Genomic DNA, 14,754 nt, shown 5'->3' with positions numbered 1-14,754 from the left:
GATCCGACGCGGAACCTACTCAGGGTCGCGTCGCGGCCACGTACCCGAAGCCACTGTCAGCGGCTATGGCTCTGCGCGAGGACGGACTCCTGCAGCCAGGCCTGGAAGCCCCAGCTCGGTTCGATGCCGAGTTCGCGGTGCGCGATCTCGCGATACCGCAGATACGCCCGCTGGACCTCCACGCAGTTGCCCTCGGCAAGATGCGCCTCCGCCAGGACACGGTGAGCACTCTCACGGAGCGGCTCAACGGCAACGGCATCCATCGCGGCGTCGATCGCCTCGCCATATCGGCCGTCGGCACGCAGCACGTGACTGAGCACCTCGAGAGCGTGCAGCATGCGCTGGCGGATGCGCTCGCGTTCGAAGATGACCCACTCGTCATACCAGCCGGGCAGCAGTTCGGCGACCGTCGTCGTCCACTCGGGCACATGCATGTCCGTCTCCGTCGCCGTTCCCGCGATGAGCCGATCGGCCCACTCGCAGAGAGCGTCCAAGTCGGTGGTCGTCCTCTCGCGCAGGAAGACGCTCAGCTTGTCGGAGTCCAAGACGGTGATCCCCGCACTGCGAAGCCGCCACAGTGTCGTCCGCAGATTCCCCGCCGCCCGGTCCTCGGACCCATCCGGCCACAACGAGCCGGCAGCAAGCCTGCGATCGACTCGCCCGCGTTGCAGGGCGACGAACGCCAGCAATCGCTTGCAGCCCTCCGGCACGACGAGCAGCTGACCGTCCTGCAGAACCGCGGGCTTCCCGAGGAGATACACCACGTCAGAAGAAGCCTGGCGCGACTCCAGATCCGCCACACTCATGACCTGACCCCCTCCAGAACCTCTCTTGGAGACGTCGACGCTATGGACGGTAGACATGCCGCGTCACGGCATCGTCACCACGTTTCCGCTCGGGTCGGTTACGCGCTGGTTGCTCGGGGTCGGCTCCTCTCGTCGCCGGATCAGAAGCCGCAGAGATCCATCCGGCTTCTGCGCTCATGATGCCGCACGCCTGTCGGGGGTCGCAACGCCGGTCGCAGCCGGTGGCCCGGGTCGTCGTTGTGCAAGCCGGTCGTCGCTGTCACTCCCGCAACGCTCCTGTGACGCTCAGCCGAGACGATCCTCGTACCGGGGGATGCGGGCAATCGGCGGAGCATGACCGGCGACTACCCAGACCCCTGGACTGACGCAGAGAACACCCGACTGTGGTCCGCCGGCATCATCGCGCGCATGGCTCGTCGCGAAACCAACCCCCGCCCGACAGACGACGTCGATTCACACGAGACGTGGCGAGGACGGGGATGACGGGATCAGCGATGTTCGGTGTCTGCACCCTTGTGGTCGAGGTGCAGCCAGGTCACTTCTTCATACGCGTCACGACTGCGGAGTCGTCCAGCCGGAGCGCGCATCACATCATCGCGCGCGCCTCTCACCGGGTCGTGTCACCGGAGGATGCCATCCGGCTGGCGACGGAGTTCTTGGAGTCTTTCGACGTCCCTCCCGAGGCCCTGGGCGGCGCGGATCCATGAGCCGCGGCCGTGAGGGCGGTTTTCCGCGAGTGACGATCTCGTGACGGCGGGCGTCGATGATCGCTCGTGCCGGATCGCATCAGAATCCGACTCTTCCCGGTCGGGCTGGGTTTCCAGGCCGTCCATTCCATCGGCGCAGTTGGAAGGTGACTCGACATGGATCTGCACGAGTTGGTGACTCCACGTTTTCGCATCGCAACCTGGACCCGCTTCGTCGGGCAGGCAGCCGTAGGAGGGCCGGTCGATGGCTAAGCGCGCGCTCCTGGTGGGGATCGACACGTATCCCGACCCCCGGAACAACCTGAACAGCTGCGTCGCAGACACCCAGCGGTTCCGAGGCCTGCTGCAGAACTACTACGGCTTCCTGCCTCAGGACATCACGCTGCTGCACAACAACGCGGCGACGTTGGCCAATGTCAGGATTCAGCTGTCAGCGCTCTTCTCGGGGGTGAGCTCCGGCGATCAGGTCGTGTTCTTCCAGTCGTCGCACGGCTACCGCTACGTGAAGGGCTCGACATTCACCGAGGTGCTGTGCCTGTACGACCAGTTCCTCGAGGACACCGAGCTTGTGCAGCTCAGCCAGCAGGTTCCTCCGGGCACCTTCACCTGCACGCTTGACGCCTGCCACTCCGCGGGGCTCGAAAAGCTCTTCTTCGCTCCGGATGGCCTGCATGCGGCGCGCGCCAAGGTGTGGCAGCCGCCGCCCGAACAGGCCGCCGCCGATGCGGCGATGATCACCCAGGCCACTTCGTTCAAGTCGTTCGGCAGGGCCGCGACCTCCGACACCGGTGCCGTGGCCAAGCAGTTCTCGGCAGCGGCGTTCGGCGGGAATGCAGCGCCGCCGGCAAAGGCCGGCGAAGGCCAGCCCGAGCTCAATGGAGTGCTGTTCGCGGCGTGCCTCGCCGACCAGACGGCGGCCGCCGGCAGTCCTCCCACCGACGGACTGTCGGCCTTCACATGGGCCCTCGGCCGCGAGCTCGAGGCCGGCGGCGTGACGATCGCGGCGGAGGCGCTGCGGGATCGGGTCGATCAGCGCCTGCAGGGGCTCAACATGAGCCAGACGCCGGCCATCGAAGCGCCGATGGCTCATGGCGGCTGGCTCACGCAGACGCTGATCACGTACGGCGATGCCATGTCGACGGACACGCCGTCGGAACCCGAGACTCCGTCGACACCGACCACGCCCCCTGACGGGGACGGCTTCGACTCGTTCCTGGAGGGGCTCGGAATCGGTGCGAAGGGCAAGGAGCTGACGACCAGTCAGGGCAAGGAAGGAGTGGCGAAACCCAGCGCGAAGAAGCCTGCGCCGAAGGGCGCGACCTCGGAAGGTTATGCAACCAAATCACCAAAGGAGAGCGACGTGAGTGTGACGACAACCAGCGCTTCGAGCGCAGGAGCAAGTGCCGCGGGATCCGGCGTCAACCAGAAGGGATGGGGAGATCTCTTCGGAGACATACTCCCGGACATTGTCGGACCGGTTGCGCAGAGCTTCGGCATCGACCCCCGGGTCGCCGGGCAGGCTGCGAGCCAGGTCCTCAGCATCTTCGGGATCGGCGGTCCGGGCAAGGACTTCACCGCCGCAATCCCGAAGGAGCAGGCCGTGGCTCAGATTCAGCAGATCGTGGCCCCGGTCCTGGGCAACCCGACCGAGGTGAAGGCGCTCAATGCGTGGCTCAAGGCCGCCATCGAGCCGGTGCAGGCGCACCAGGGCGGCAAGTCCTTCCAGCAGCCGGACTACAGCAAGAGCTGGCTGAGTGACGCATGGGACTCGGTCACCTCAACCGTCAGCGATGTCGCCAGCACTGTCGCCGACACTGTCAGCAGTGCAGCCTCGTCCGTCGATTGGGGCAAGGTCGGCCAGCTCGGCCTGCAGGCTCTGCCCTACGTGATTGCAGCCCTCTAAGCGGACCGGAGAAGGGGACGGGCTCATGGCCGATGACAGCCTCGCGATCTTCGAGAAGATCGCAAGTGCCATCGCGGAAGGTCACGAGCCCGACCTCTCCTCGTTCGACGCGTCCGAGGTGCGAACGGCATTGGGGCGGGTCCTGCAGTACCCCGGTCCTCGGCAGAACTTCGTCGCCTGGCTCAACGGCCGCGTCCGGGTGCTGAGCGGGGGCAGGGTGTCCGTCGAGGAGCGGCCGACCGAGGACGCAGTGACAACGCCCGACCCTGCGCCGCCTGCCGTGCCCGAACTGCCGGTGCGGGTACTCGTCGCGGGCGAGCAGTTCGCCGAACCCGCGGTGGTGCGGGCCGAAGGCAACGCGGTGCAGTTCCCCATGAGGGGCTAGAGCACTGCGCGGGCCCCGACCGTCACTCGCGGACGGGTGCGACTCCGATCGCCCGTTCGTGCAGCCTCTCGAGCGCCCCGGCACCGGGGAGCTGTTCCCAGTCACCCGCGGTGGCTTCCAGTCCGATCGCCAGTCCGAGTGCGTAGTCGGCGTAGAAGTCCGGGACGACCTTCAGCGCCGTCCGCCACGGGATCGGGTCCGGGGGGTCGGGAAGCGGCGGGAACGGGTCCGGCTCGGGAGGGCAGATGTCCGGGATGTCGTCGAATGCGACTCCGAGCAGCCGTGCCACGCCGGCGGCGCGGACGACCGCGAACGCCGTCCTGAGTCCGTAGCGGACGCCGATCGCGGGATCCCCCGGCGGGTCGGGCTGCGGGTCGAAGTCGCCCGCGCGGACCGACGCGAGCTTCTGCGACTCGAACGCCCTGGGCGGAAGCGGCTGCGGGTTGAGCGCGACCTTGCCGAGCGGTCCGTTCGGGCCGATGATCTCCTCCCACAGACTCGGATGGCGGTTGGCGAGCATCGCCCACAGGGCTGTCTCGCGGAGTGTCTTCTTGGGTGCCATGGCGGCTCCCTCCTTCCGGCCCGCCCAGCGGGCCCTCACGGCCCGCGCGGGCCAAGGCGACCCGTCACTCACGAGTCACCCTCGAAGAGGACAGCCCGCCACCGCTGATACGGCGGATCGTGTTCAGGGCCCCCCTTCGAGGGCGAGGCGGACGGCATCCGCACGGGTCGTCTGATGGCCCTGGTCGCGCGCAGCCACGAACTCCCCCGCGCGCTCTGACGCGAGCACCCGCTCGACGAAGGGCCCGTAGGTGACGTACGAGCGGCGGTCGAAGATGCCGGTGCGCTGCCGGATCGTCTCTGCCGCTCCCAGGAAGATTCCGGCCCGCTCGATGTCACCGAGCACGATCGCGCACGCGGCCAGCCCTTCGAACGCGTACCCCACGCCGTCCTCGCTGCCGAAGGACAACGTGATCTCGAGGTGCCTGGTGAAGAACTCGGGATGCGCTTCGCCGAGCGCGAGCCGGCTCCAGCCGACGTTGGTGAGTGTGAGGCCCTCGACGAATCGGTCGCCCACGCGCACAGCGTCTGCCCGCGCGGCCTCGAACAGGGCGAGGGCCTCAGCGGCACGCCCGCGGAGGAACTCATTCGTCCCGAGCACGCTTCTGAACACGGCATTGAACGAGGGGTCGAGATCCACGGGCACCAACTCCAAAGCCCGTCGCAGGACATCCTCCGCGCGGTCGAGGTCGGGCGGCGCTGTCGCGCCGTAGGCGATGCCCAGGATGGTCAGAGCGCATCCCTCGCTGAACACGTCCTCCACCTCGTGGAACAGGACGACGCTCTCCTCGATCGCCGCCACGTCGATCTCGTCGCCCGGCTGCCACAGCGACACCCACGCCGGCAGCAGCCGGGCGACTGCCAGCGTGCGACCTGTGAGCCGGACCCCTCTGCCCAGCACGTCCTGCATCCATGCCTTCGCGTCCGGAAGAAGGTCCTCGATCCACCAATACAAGAGCAGCCGCCAGACCGCGTCGGCGACGGCGTCCACCTCGCCTGCCGCGATGAGATGCCGGTAGCCCGACTGGAGGTTGTCGCGCTCCGCTTCCAGCCGACGGACCGCGGGATGCTGCGTTGATCCCCGCAGCAGGGGCTCCACCTGCGCGGCGAGGCGAACGTAGAACCCGGCGTGCGCGAGGCGGACTGCCGCGGCATCCGTCTCCTGCTCGAACCGCGCCGTCGCGATCTCGCGGACCGGCGCCAGCATCGAGAAGAGCGGCAGGCCGTCGACGTCGTGCTCGCGCAGGAGGCTCCCATCGACGAGTTCGAGGAGCGTCTGAAGCAGGCCGGCGGTCCACGAGGCATCCGACGTGACCGCCTCGACCGCGTCGAGGCTGAAGTCGCCCGCGAACACCCCGAGTCGCGTGAACAGCGCGTGCGCGTCCTCGCCCAGCAGGTCGATGCTCCACTCCACCGTCGCCTGGATCGTTCGCTGACGTTCCGGGGAGTCGCGATCGGCGGCCGCCGGCAGCGGGAGCACTCCGTCGAGCCGGCTGAGCATCGCCGCAGGCGTGAGGACCCGGATGCCGGCTGCCGCCAGCTCGATGGCGAGCGGAACCCCGTCCAGCGCCCGGCAGATGCGTGCGACGTCCCGGCCGTTGCTGTCGGTCAGCTCGAACCGCTGGTCGGCGGCCCTGGCGCGGTCCGCGAAGAGCCGAACCGCGGAGGCGCCGATGATGTCGGGCATCGCGGATGCGTCCGGGTCGCCCGGAAGTTCGAGCGGGTCGACGTCGAAGACCTGCTCCCCACGCACACGGAGGCGGGTGCGGCTCGTCACCAGAAGGCTGGCCTCGGCGAGCTGCGCAAGCAGCGTCGCCACGACGGGCGCGGCCTCGATGACCTGTTCGAAGTTGTCGAGCACGAGCAGATCGCGGCGGCCGGCGCGTGCGCGGGCGAGCCGCTCCACCAGCGGAAGGTCATCTCCTGCCCGCACACCGAGCTCGCGGGCGATGGCCGGGAGCACGTCGTCGGGATCGCGCACGTGCTCGAGCGGGACGAAGGTAACCCGATCGAACCGATCGCTCGCGAGCCGGGCGACCTCGATCGCGAGCCGGCTCTTGCCGATCCCGCCCGGCCCGACGAGCGTGATGAGCCGGCGTACGTCGACCCCATCCTCACCGCCGCCGAGCCACGCGAGCAGGGTCGCGACATCCCTGCCCCTTCCCACGACGTCCGTGCTCGGCACTGGGATGCGACCCGTGGTCGGCTCGGCGAGGCTGGTCGAGCTCGGCGCGCGCCCGGCATCGAACCGCTCGGCGAGGAGCGTCGCAAGGTCGGCCTCGAGCAGTCCCGCGAGCTCGTCCGCGTCCGAGAAGGGCTTGTACGAGGCCGTGTCGTCGGCGCGGATGCGCTCCATCAGTCCCGCCAGCCGCTCGTCGCGCTGCGCGGGCTGCTTCACGTAGATGAGCTTGGGCAGCTCGGGGTCCGCCAGTCGGTACTCATCCTCGAGCCCCGAGACGTCCTCGCCGGGCGCGATCCACCCGTACTGCTCCCAGTACAGGCCGACGAAAACATCGCTCTGCGCGAGGTAGGCCCGGTACAGCTCGCGCGGCGGGTGCGGTCGAGCGCCGAGCTCGAACATCACCGGGGCGAGATGCAGCCGCTCGATCGCCGCCCGGGCCGCGGCCCTTTCGGGCTCGAGCTCGCGCAGGGTCGAGCTGACGAAGACCCGCAGCCGCTGGTCCGGCGTGCGGATGACGCGGGCGGACGACGTGCCGCTCACCGCGGCATCCATCGCCTGCAGGTCCGTCCCCGGCGCCCCATGGCGCCATTCTCGGACTCGTCCCCCGGTGTCGTCCAGTAGGGCCACACTTGTGAGTCGGCACTCGCGGTGGGTAGCGTCCAGAGATCGATTCCCTCATGGGCAGGATGAGCGAGGCGGAATGACAGACCACGACGACCGCTCAGTCGACCACTACATCGCTTCGCTCGATGAGCAGACGCGCCAGGACAGCCAGACGCTGATCGAGATGATGCAGCGGATCAGTGGGCGTGAGCCGACACTGTGGAATGTCGGCACGATCGGGTTCGGCACCTATCACTACCAGTACGACAGCGGCCGCGAAGGCGACGGTCACACGATCGGCTTCTATCCGAGGAAAGGCCGGCTCACCATCTACCTGATGGACGGGACGTCACGTCACTCGGAGCTTCTCGCGAAACTGGGCAAGCACTCCACCACGGGATACTGCCTCTACGTCAGGCGGCTGAGCGATGTCGACCTGCCGGTCCTCGAGCAGATCGTCCACGATTCATACGAGTTCGTGGAGTCGAAGTCCCAGGACGGGCCGATTCGCCAGATCCTGTGGAAAGCCGATGCGTAGCCGCCGACACGGTCGTTCCCGATGCCTGACCTGGTCAGCATCGAGCTCGTGCTGGATCCTGACACCGAATCTCGGGTGCGCGCCGATTGGCATCGCCTGGCGGATGCCGGTCTGCCCAGCCTCGCCTCCCGCCGGGCGGCGAGCAACCGGCCCCACTTGACGCTGATGGTGCGCCCGGTCCTGAATGAGATGGGCTTCGCGGATGCCGTCGCCCAGCTTCCGGTAGTGATCACCCTCGCCGAGCCGATCGTCTTCCGGCACGGCGACAGCGGTGTGCTTGCGCGTCGGGTCGTACCGAGCCAGGATCTGCTGCGGCTGCACCGTGTCGTCCATGCGGCCCTCCCGCCCGGCGAGGACGCCGCGCACACCACGCCGGGCCATTGGACCCCGCACGTGACCCTCGCCCGGCGGCTCCGCCTGGACGTCCTGCCTGAGGCGCTCCTCCTGCTCGGCCCAGCGCACACCGGTACCGGGATAGCGCTCCGGCGGTGGGACTCTGCGGTCGCCCGGGTGACACCGATCTACTGACCCGGCCGGCTCACCCGACGGGCTGCCCTTGCGTCTCCCGTGGACCTACCTGGCGATCCGTTCGGCCAGCTCCAGGTAGGCGGGAGTGAGTTCCTTCCATCGGGTCTCCCAGTGGCTGGTCGCCCGCCCCTCCAGGTATGAGCGGAGATCCTCGACGTGCGTCTGCCATCCCGAACCATGGAACGGGAGTGCGTCGATCGTGAAGCCGGACTCCTCGATCACTAGCCGCGTGCGTGCGCCCTCGGCGGTGAGCTCGGCTGTCATCCGCGTCTCATCGGCCTGACCGGGATTGGCGACAAGGACCAGGTGGCGTGGCGCCTCGCACACCTCGATGCGCGCCGGTCCGTCCCACCCGCTCACGAAGCTGAGCTGGAGGGTCGCGCCCAGGCGAAGCTCGCCGGTGACCGTCCCGAGCCACCGCCCAACGCGAGCGGGACTGGTGATCGCGTCCCAGAGATCGTCGATGCGGGTGCCGTAGACATCGTCCAGGCGGACAGTGCCGACCCCGTCATCCAGGAGCAGCTCTCCTGTGAGTGCCGTGTCATTCATGTTGTTCTCCTTGTCGTGTTGCCGCGAGCCACCTCCGTGTGGAGGGCGTTCATCCGAGTCCGCCAGAGGTCTCGGTAGGGCTTCAGCCAGTCATCGAGCTCGGCGAGGGTTTCTGCGCTCAACCGATAGATGCGCCGCTGCGCCTCGCTGCGCACCTCGACCAGACCCGCCTCTCGAAGAACTCGAAGATGTCGCGAGACGCCTGGACGCGCGATGGGCAGCAGGGCGGCCAATTCCCCCGCGGTGGCCTCGCTGTCGCGCAGCGCGTCGAGGATCGTGCGTCGACCCCCGTCGGCCAGAGCATGCAGTACTGCGTCCATGGGAGTAAGTGTACCCCATTGGTTACGTAACCGCTACGTTACGCACCACACCACCAGCGACCTGTCCTCCGATCCGGGGTCAATTGTCCTTCAGTTCCTCGGCGAACATCACGATGATGCCGCTGGGACCGCGGACATACGTCAGCTTGTAGACGTCTTCGTAGTTCGCCACACCGCGGAGCGGTCGGCAGCCGTGCCTTGCGGCGATCTCGAGGGCTTCGTCGATGTCGTCGACGGAGAAGGCGACCCGGTGCATGCCGATCTCGTTGGGACGGGTGGGGTCCGTCTCGATCGCTTCGGGGTGGATGTACTCGAAGAGCTCGAGGCGACCGTTACCGTCCGGCGTCTGGAGCATCGCGATGTTGGCGTGGTTCCCGTCGAGGCCTACGGCGGTGTCCGTCCACTCGCCACTGACAGTGTCGCGGCCGACGACGGTGAGACCGAGATCGGTGAAGAACGCGATCGTTGCTTCGAGGTCGCGAACAGCGATGCCGACATTCTCCAGTTTGATGGCCATGGTTGCACGCTACCGAGCCGGGTCGGCCGGCTCCAGCGGAAGGGGCTCGAATCACGAAGATCAGCGCGTTGCCACCAAGGGATGTCGCTCCTGCTGACGGAGGAGCGGATTCGACCACACAATGAACGGGGGTCGGGCCGGCATGCTGCCGGGGCGTATTCGCGGATGAAGTGCCCGGGGGCGGCGAATGAGCAGCATCCATCCACTTCATGTATCACGGCGCCCGGTCCGGACTCTCCGACAAGGGCGACTCGACGGCTCCGAGGGGGAAGCAATGCGAGAAGACACCGAGCTCATGCTCGTGCACGTTCACGTCACGGATGCCGCCACGGATGCCCCGCTGGCAGGCGTCCTCGTCGAGGCGTTGACGGCGGCCGGAACCAGGAGGAAGCCGCACTCGGTCGCTGAAGCGACGACGGGCCCGGATGGACAGGCCGAAATCGCTGTGCCCGCCGATGCGTGGTGCGCCGAGACCAGCATCCGGGCCGCACGCCAGCCGCAGTCGGCGGTGGCGCTGACGAGGGCGATGGTCGAAGGCAGGGCCCCCGTTTTCGTGACCGTGGCGGGGACGGATGCCGCAACACCGGCCGAGCTGGCACTCCTCGCCGACCACCTCATCGGCACCCGCCGCGTTCTGGTCGATGACGTCCTCAGCGACCTCGCCGCACCGGCGCCCGACAGCACGCTCGCGCTGCTCCCGCCGACGGTGAGGGCACGTCTGCTCGCCGACGTCACCGCCGCTCTGCAACGTGACGGAGCGATTGCCGGCGACGCGCACATCGTCGACCCCGTGCCGCTGCGCAACAACGAACTTGTACTGAAGCCGTTCGGCGAAGTGGCGAAGGAACTGCTCGATCGACCCGGATTGGTGATCGACCCCGAGCGTGTGAAGCCCGGGATCGGCTGGGGCGGAATGCCTTGGGCCCTGCCGGACGATCAGTCTTACCGCGACTACCTCCGGGGCGTGTTCGTGCTGTTCGTGCATCAGCAGAAGCTCGGATTCACGGGCGATCCCAAGACGTTCCCCGGGCTCGTCGAAGAGCAGCTGACGACCCGATTCTTCCAGGACTTCCGCACGGAGGACCGCACCGAGGTTCCGCTCAACAAGCTTCTGGTGCCCATCGTGACCAAGATCCTGACCGCCGCCAAAGCCTCCGGCTTCGGGTTCGGCGTGCCCGCGGGATCGCTGCCCGCGCAAGGCACCAAGACCGACCGCGCACACCTGGACACGCTGCTGAGCCTGGCGCCCGTCGGCGTCGATGAGGTCATGAACCGATATCGCCTGCCGCTGACCGAGCCCGACACGGTGACGTCCTCGCGGGTGAAGCTCAACATCCATACCCTCTCGCGCGCACTGAGCGACACCGCGCAGGGGCCCGTCGAGCCGCACGACAACATCATCGTGCCCCAGCTTCCCGGCGAGCAGGGAAGGCCCATCCTCTGGCCGAACGTCGTCGGCGCCGCGCCGTTCTTCCTGCGGTTCGACGAGTGGCTGGCGCGCCAGCAGCCGTTCTTCGCCGAGAACCTCTTCGCACTTCGCACGATCGTCGCAGGCGGGATGTCGGGCATCTGGTTCACCGAGGCCCGGAAGAAGTTCCTCGACTACCACAAGAGCCTCCCGGGCTCCCAGTCGATGACTCCGTACAACACCTACTTCGGGAGCATGGACGAAGTCCACCGCTCGGCGGACTTCCTCCTCAAGTTCGGCGCCGCAGAGCTCAAGATCGCCGAGCTGATCGCCGCCATCGACAAGAGTCAGTTCCCGACCGCCCACCGCCTCGCCGAGGAAGCCCGCCACCTGCTCGAGGATGGCGGGCCGCAGCCGAAGCCTGGTGAGGACTGGGAGCCGTCGATGAGTGTCGGCAACTTCCCGCGCCCGATCAGCTTCTCGCGGCGCCGCCGGCTCAAGGTGGGGAGCATCACTGAGCTGGCCGGCACGGGCACGACCTATCCTCCGGACGGATTCGAGCGCTTCTGGGAGCTTGCGAGGCCCGAGGATCTCTGGCTCGACGTGGTCCACTTCCGCATCGCGCGGGATCAGGCGACGAGGCTCCGCGTGTACCAGCTGCAGTTCCTCGTGCCGATGCTGCGGGCGATGGCCCGCGCCGGCATGGGCGACCTGCCCGGCGCCGTCGAGGTGCTCAACGTCGTCACGGGGTTCCACGTCGGCATGGCGATGCTCGGCACCGCCGCAGGGATGATCAACGACACGACCACGAGCGGAACTCAGTTCCATGTGGTCGGGGCGCGCTTCCGAGAGAAGCAGCCGCTCGGCGACCGCCCGTACACGGCACGTCTCCTGTACGACGACGAACGCTTCCGCAACGATCCCTTCCCTCTCACGCCGCAGATCGGCAGCGGAAACGACATCCTCACGCCCTCGCCTCCGATCCTGCACGCATTGGAAGAGCGGTACGCGCGGTTGGTGCAGGGCGACGCGCTGCTCGCGTGGGCCGAGACGCTGTACCGCACCGAGGACGCGGCGAGCCTGGAGCGAGCGCGCGAGCTCTACAAGGCCGTGATCTTCCTCCACGGCGAGGATCCGGGGACGAGCGCGTACCTGCCGTTCCTGTTCATGCCGACGCCGTGGGTCGGCCTCATCGAGAATCCGCGCAAGCGCAACCAGCTCGACCGTGCCCGTCTCGCCCTGCACCAGCTCGCGGCCGGTCTCAACTTCTACGGCTACAGCGACGACGCCGTGCCCACGTTGCGGTACGAGACCCTCACCGGCGCCGCAGGGCGCTGGGCGACGGGCGCCAAGGGCGCGCAGACCGACTACCTCGCCTACCTCGGCCGGGTCGAACAGCTGGATCTCGACATGCTGGCCGCCAAGGCGCAGGAACGCAAGGCCAGCGCAACCGTCGCGATCGCCGCGGAGCAGGTCGAGATCGCCCAAGCCGGCGTCGTCGTCGCCCAGAAGCTCGTGGCGAACGTCGAGAAGCAGATCGAGGCGAAGAAGAAGGAGATCGAAGACGCGAACTCGCTGTTCAGCCAGTTCAAGGACTACTTCTCGGGCATGAAGGACGGCGTCAGCTCGCTGGTCGACATCGGGTCGTCCGCATCATCGGGCTGGTCCTCGCTGAGCTCGAGCGGCGTGGGCGATTCGCTCGGCCTCGGCGCCGAAGCGGGGGCCGGCGGCGCGGAAAGCTCATCGGCCGGACTCGGCAGCGCGGCGGGCGGACTCGGCGTCCTCGGCGGATTCGCCGCGTTCGCCGTGCTCAGCACCACGACCCTGCAGGGCATGGCGGATGCCGCGACCAAGCGCGACGGGGAGTTGAAGGCGCTGCGCGAGGAAGCCCTCCCCGCCGCGCAGGCAGCGCAGCGCGTGCAGGAGCGCAACGTGACGATCGCGCGGCTGCAGGGTGAGATCGCCGCGACCGAACTCGCCTATGCGCGAGATCTCGGGATCTACCAGAACGAGCGCTTCCTCAACCGTGACTTCTGGGACGCCCTGGCCGGGGTCGCCCGGCGGTCGCTCCGGCGCTACCTCGACCTCGCCGCGCAAGCCGCGTGGTTCGCTGAGCGAGCACTGGCGTACTCCCTGGCACGGTCGATTCGCGTCATCCGACTCGGATACTTCGATGCCCGGATGCGGGACGTCGGCAGCGTCGATCGCCTGATGCTCGACCTCGCCGAACTCGAGGCAGTGCGCCTCGGCGCGGCGCGCATCACGGTGCCCGTGACCTACACCTGCTCCCTGGCGCGCGATCTGCCCCTCGCCTACGGGCAGCTCCTCAGCACCGGCCGCTGCACCTTCGCGATGAACGACGAGACTCTCATCGCCGCGCATCCCGGAACCTATGCGCACCGCATCCGGGCGGTCGATGTCGTGGTGGAGGCGCCGGGCACACCCGTGCCGGTGCGCGGCATCCTGACCAATGCGGGATTCTCGCTGCTGCGCCGCGAGCCGTCGGCTGCTCCCGTGCCCCTGGTCCGGTTCGCCGATGCGTACCCGGTCAGCGAGTTCCGGGTGCGACGCGACCTCGAGCTGCACGGCATGCCGGGCGAGCACCTGCTGCCCTTCGAGGGCGCGGGCTTCACGACCGTGTGGACCCTCGAACTGCCGAAGGCGGCCAACGCGGTCGGACTCACCAGAGTCACCGACGTGCGCATCACGTTCGACGTGCAGGCGGCGTACGAGGTGCCGCGATCGGATGCCGCGGCCGCTGCCCCGGTGACCAGCCGCGCGACCTTCGTCTCCGCGCTCGCCATCGACCCCGCCGGTCTCGCGAAGCTGCCCAAGTCCGGAGCAGCAGCGAAGCTGCGGCTGCAGCTGGACGCGCTCGCTCTGCCGGAGGCTGCGACGGTGACCAATCTCGCGGTGCTGCTTCCGGGCGTCGAGGGTGGCAGCTTCGACGCGACCGTGAAGTTCGGGGGTGGCCCTGCGACGAACTTCACGATCGACGACGGCATCGCGATGTCGAACACCGGGGTGCTCAATGACGGCATCCCCGCGAACGCTCAGGCGCTGAACGCCGCCACGGGCACGTCGCCCGCGCAGAAGGTGAACATCACCATCAAGAAGGGAGCCGAGGCGGCTCGACTCGCTCGCGCGCGCGATGTCCTGCTGTGGGTGGAATACGACGTGCCGTAGGCGGTCGCCGATATCACAGCGCCGCCGGCTGTGCCGCCCGAACCGATACCATCTCGCCATGTCGGAGCTGTCTGGTGAAGCAGCTGCTCACCGCGCCGGACCGAGCGATGCCGCGGTCGTCGCGCGCCTCTTGCACGACTTCAACACCGAGTTCGATACTCCGACCCCTGGGGCCGTCGCCCTCACGCGACGCCTGGAATCGCTGCTCGCAGAATCGAACACCATTGCATACCTGATCGGCGAGCCGGCGGTCGGTGTCGCTCTCGTGACGATGCGAAGCAACGTCTGGAACGAGGGGCCGGTCGCTCTCCTGGACGAGCTGTACATCGCTCCGCCTCGTCGTGGGCAGGGCCTGGGGTCGGCGCTCATTCAGCGACTCGTGTCGGACGCCGTCGACAGTGGTGTGTCGGTGATCGAGATCAACGTCGATGAGGAGGATGTCGACGCGCAGCGCTTCTATGAACGGCACGGTTTCCGCGGCACGGATCCAGACACCGGCGACCGCGCCTTCTACTACGCTCTCGAACTCTGACCGGGGTGGCGGAGATCGAACTCGGACTC

At 68.1% G+C, this 14,754-nt stretch carries 12 protein-coding genes; 6 read left to right on the top strand and 6 right to left on the bottom strand.

Annotation, left to right across the window (positions count from 1 at the left end; genetic code table 11):
* Positions 1-56 precede the first annotated feature (56 nt).
* Positions 57-806 carry an AfsR/SARP family transcriptional regulator gene (locus ABD212_RS13310; RefSeq protein ID WP_344095407.1) on the bottom strand — a complete coding sequence of 250 codons (750 nt, stop codon included), beginning with the start codon at positions 804-806 and terminating at the stop codon, positions 57-59.
* 951 nt (positions 807-1,757) lie between these two features.
* Here ABD212_RS13310 and ABD212_RS13305 point away from each other — a divergent pair.
* Both ABD212_RS13305 and ABD212_RS13300 read left to right on the top strand, forming a co-directional pair.
* Positions 1,758-3,416: a caspase family protein gene (locus ABD212_RS13305; protein ID WP_344095405.1), complete on the top strand. Its 1,659-nt coding sequence runs from the start codon at positions 1,758-1,760 to the stop codon at positions 3,414-3,416.
* 25 nt (positions 3,417-3,441) lie between these two features.
* Positions 3,442-3,801 (top strand): hypothetical protein, encoded by a 360-nt coding sequence (locus ABD212_RS13300; protein WP_344095403.1) that lies wholly within the window; start codon positions 3,442-3,444, stop codon positions 3,799-3,801.
* Between the two features lie 22 nt (positions 3,802-3,823).
* Here ABD212_RS13300 and ABD212_RS13295 read toward each other — a convergent pair whose 3' ends face one another.
* A complete protein-coding gene (locus ABD212_RS13295; protein WP_344095402.1) occupies positions 3,824-4,363 on the bottom strand; it encodes a hypothetical protein in 540 nt (179 codons plus the stop codon).
* A gap of 123 nt (positions 4,364-4,486) precedes the next feature.
* Complete coding sequence (locus tag ABD212_RS13290; RefSeq protein WP_344095400.1) at positions 4,487-7,084, bottom strand: ATP-binding protein; 2,598 nt, start codon at positions 7,082-7,084, stop codon at positions 4,487-4,489.
* Positions 7,085-7,244: 160 nt separating this feature from the next.
* On the opposite strand from ABD212_RS13290, the gene ABD212_RS13285 reads away from it, so the two are divergent.
* Entirely contained in the window at positions 7,245-7,685 is a 441-nt protein-coding gene (locus ABD212_RS13285; RefSeq protein WP_344095398.1) for a DUF1801 domain-containing protein, read from the top strand.
* A gap of 21 nt (positions 7,686-7,706) precedes the next feature.
* Positions 7,707-8,213: a 2'-5' RNA ligase family protein gene (locus ABD212_RS13280; protein WP_344095396.1), complete on the top strand. Its 507-nt coding sequence runs from the start codon at positions 7,707-7,709 to the stop codon at positions 8,211-8,213.
* Positions 8,214-8,258: 45 nt separating this feature from the next.
* Here ABD212_RS13280 and ABD212_RS13275 read toward each other — a convergent pair whose 3' ends face one another.
* The 3 genes from ABD212_RS13275 to ABD212_RS13265 form a co-directional block, all read right to left on the bottom strand.
* A complete protein-coding gene (locus ABD212_RS13275; protein ID WP_344095394.1) occupies positions 8,259-8,762 on the bottom strand; it encodes an SRPBCC domain-containing protein in 504 nt (167 codons plus the stop codon).
* A complete protein-coding gene (locus ABD212_RS13270) occupies positions 8,759-9,082 on the bottom strand; it encodes an ArsR/SmtB family transcription factor (RefSeq protein ID WP_344095392.1) in 324 nt (107 codons plus the stop codon). Before ABD212_RS13270 ends, ABD212_RS13275 begins: the two co-directional genes overlap by 4 nt.
* Before the next feature lie 79 nt (positions 9,083-9,161).
* Positions 9,162-9,599, bottom strand: a complete 438-nt coding sequence (locus tag ABD212_RS13265; RefSeq protein ID WP_344095390.1) for a VOC family protein — start codon at positions 9,597-9,599, stop codon at positions 9,162-9,164.
* A 274-nt stretch (positions 9,600-9,873) separates the two neighbouring features.
* Here ABD212_RS13265 and ABD212_RS13260 point away from each other — a divergent pair, with 274 nt between their 5' ends.
* Together ABD212_RS13260 and ABD212_RS13255 are read left to right on the top strand one after the other, a co-directional pair.
* Positions 9,874-14,193, top strand: coding sequence for a Tc toxin subunit A-related protein (locus ABD212_RS13260; protein WP_344095388.1), 4,320 nt, complete (start codon positions 9,874-9,876; stop codon positions 14,191-14,193).
* 58 nt (positions 14,194-14,251) lie between these two features.
* Entirely contained in the window at positions 14,252-14,725 is a 474-nt protein-coding gene (locus ABD212_RS13255) for a GNAT family N-acetyltransferase (RefSeq protein ID WP_344095386.1), read from the top strand.
* The last annotated feature ends 29 nt before the right edge of the window (positions 14,726-14,754 follow it).

This window comes from Microbacterium deminutum, from assembly GCF_039530205.1.
GTDB classification, from domain to species: Bacteria; Actinomycetota; Actinomycetes; order Actinomycetales; family Microbacteriaceae; genus Microbacterium; species Microbacterium deminutum.
This window is presented reverse-complemented; position numbering and strand designations above follow the sequence as displayed.

Coding starts and splice junctions, on each gene's coding strand:
- ABD212_RS13310 (WP_344095407.1), bottom strand. CDS start 806: ATGAGTGTGGCGGATCTGGAGTCGCGCCAGGCTTCTTCTGACGTGGTG.
- ABD212_RS13305 (WP_344095405.1), top strand. CDS start 1,758: ATGGCTAAGCGCGCGCTCCTGGTGGGGATCGACACGTATCCCGACCCC.
- ABD212_RS13300 (WP_344095403.1), top strand. CDS start 3,442: ATGGCCGATGACAGCCTCGCGATCTTCGAGAAGATCGCAAGTGCCATC.
- ABD212_RS13295 (WP_344095402.1), bottom strand. CDS start 4,363: ATGGCACCCAAGAAGACACTCCGCGAGACAGCCCTGTGGGCGATGCTC.
- ABD212_RS13285 (WP_344095398.1), top strand. CDS start 7,245: ATGACAGACCACGACGACCGCTCAGTCGACCACTACATCGCTTCGCTC.
- ABD212_RS13280 (WP_344095396.1), top strand. CDS start 7,707: ATGCCTGACCTGGTCAGCATCGAGCTCGTGCTGGATCCTGACACCGAA.
- ABD212_RS13275 (WP_344095394.1), bottom strand. CDS start 8,762: ATGAATGACACGGCACTCACAGGAGAGCTGCTCCTGGATGACGGGGTC.
- ABD212_RS13270 (WP_344095392.1), bottom strand. CDS start 9,082: ATGGACGCAGTACTGCATGCTCTGGCCGACGGGGGTCGACGCACGATC.
- ABD212_RS13265 (WP_344095390.1), bottom strand. CDS start 9,599: ATGGCCATCAAACTGGAGAATGTCGGCATCGCTGTTCGCGACCTCGAA.
- ABD212_RS13260 (WP_344095388.1), top strand. CDS start 9,874: ATGCGAGAAGACACCGAGCTCATGCTCGTGCACGTTCACGTCACGGAT.
- ABD212_RS13255 (WP_344095386.1), top strand. CDS start 14,252: ATGTCGGAGCTGTCTGGTGAAGCAGCTGCTCACCGCGCCGGACCGAGC.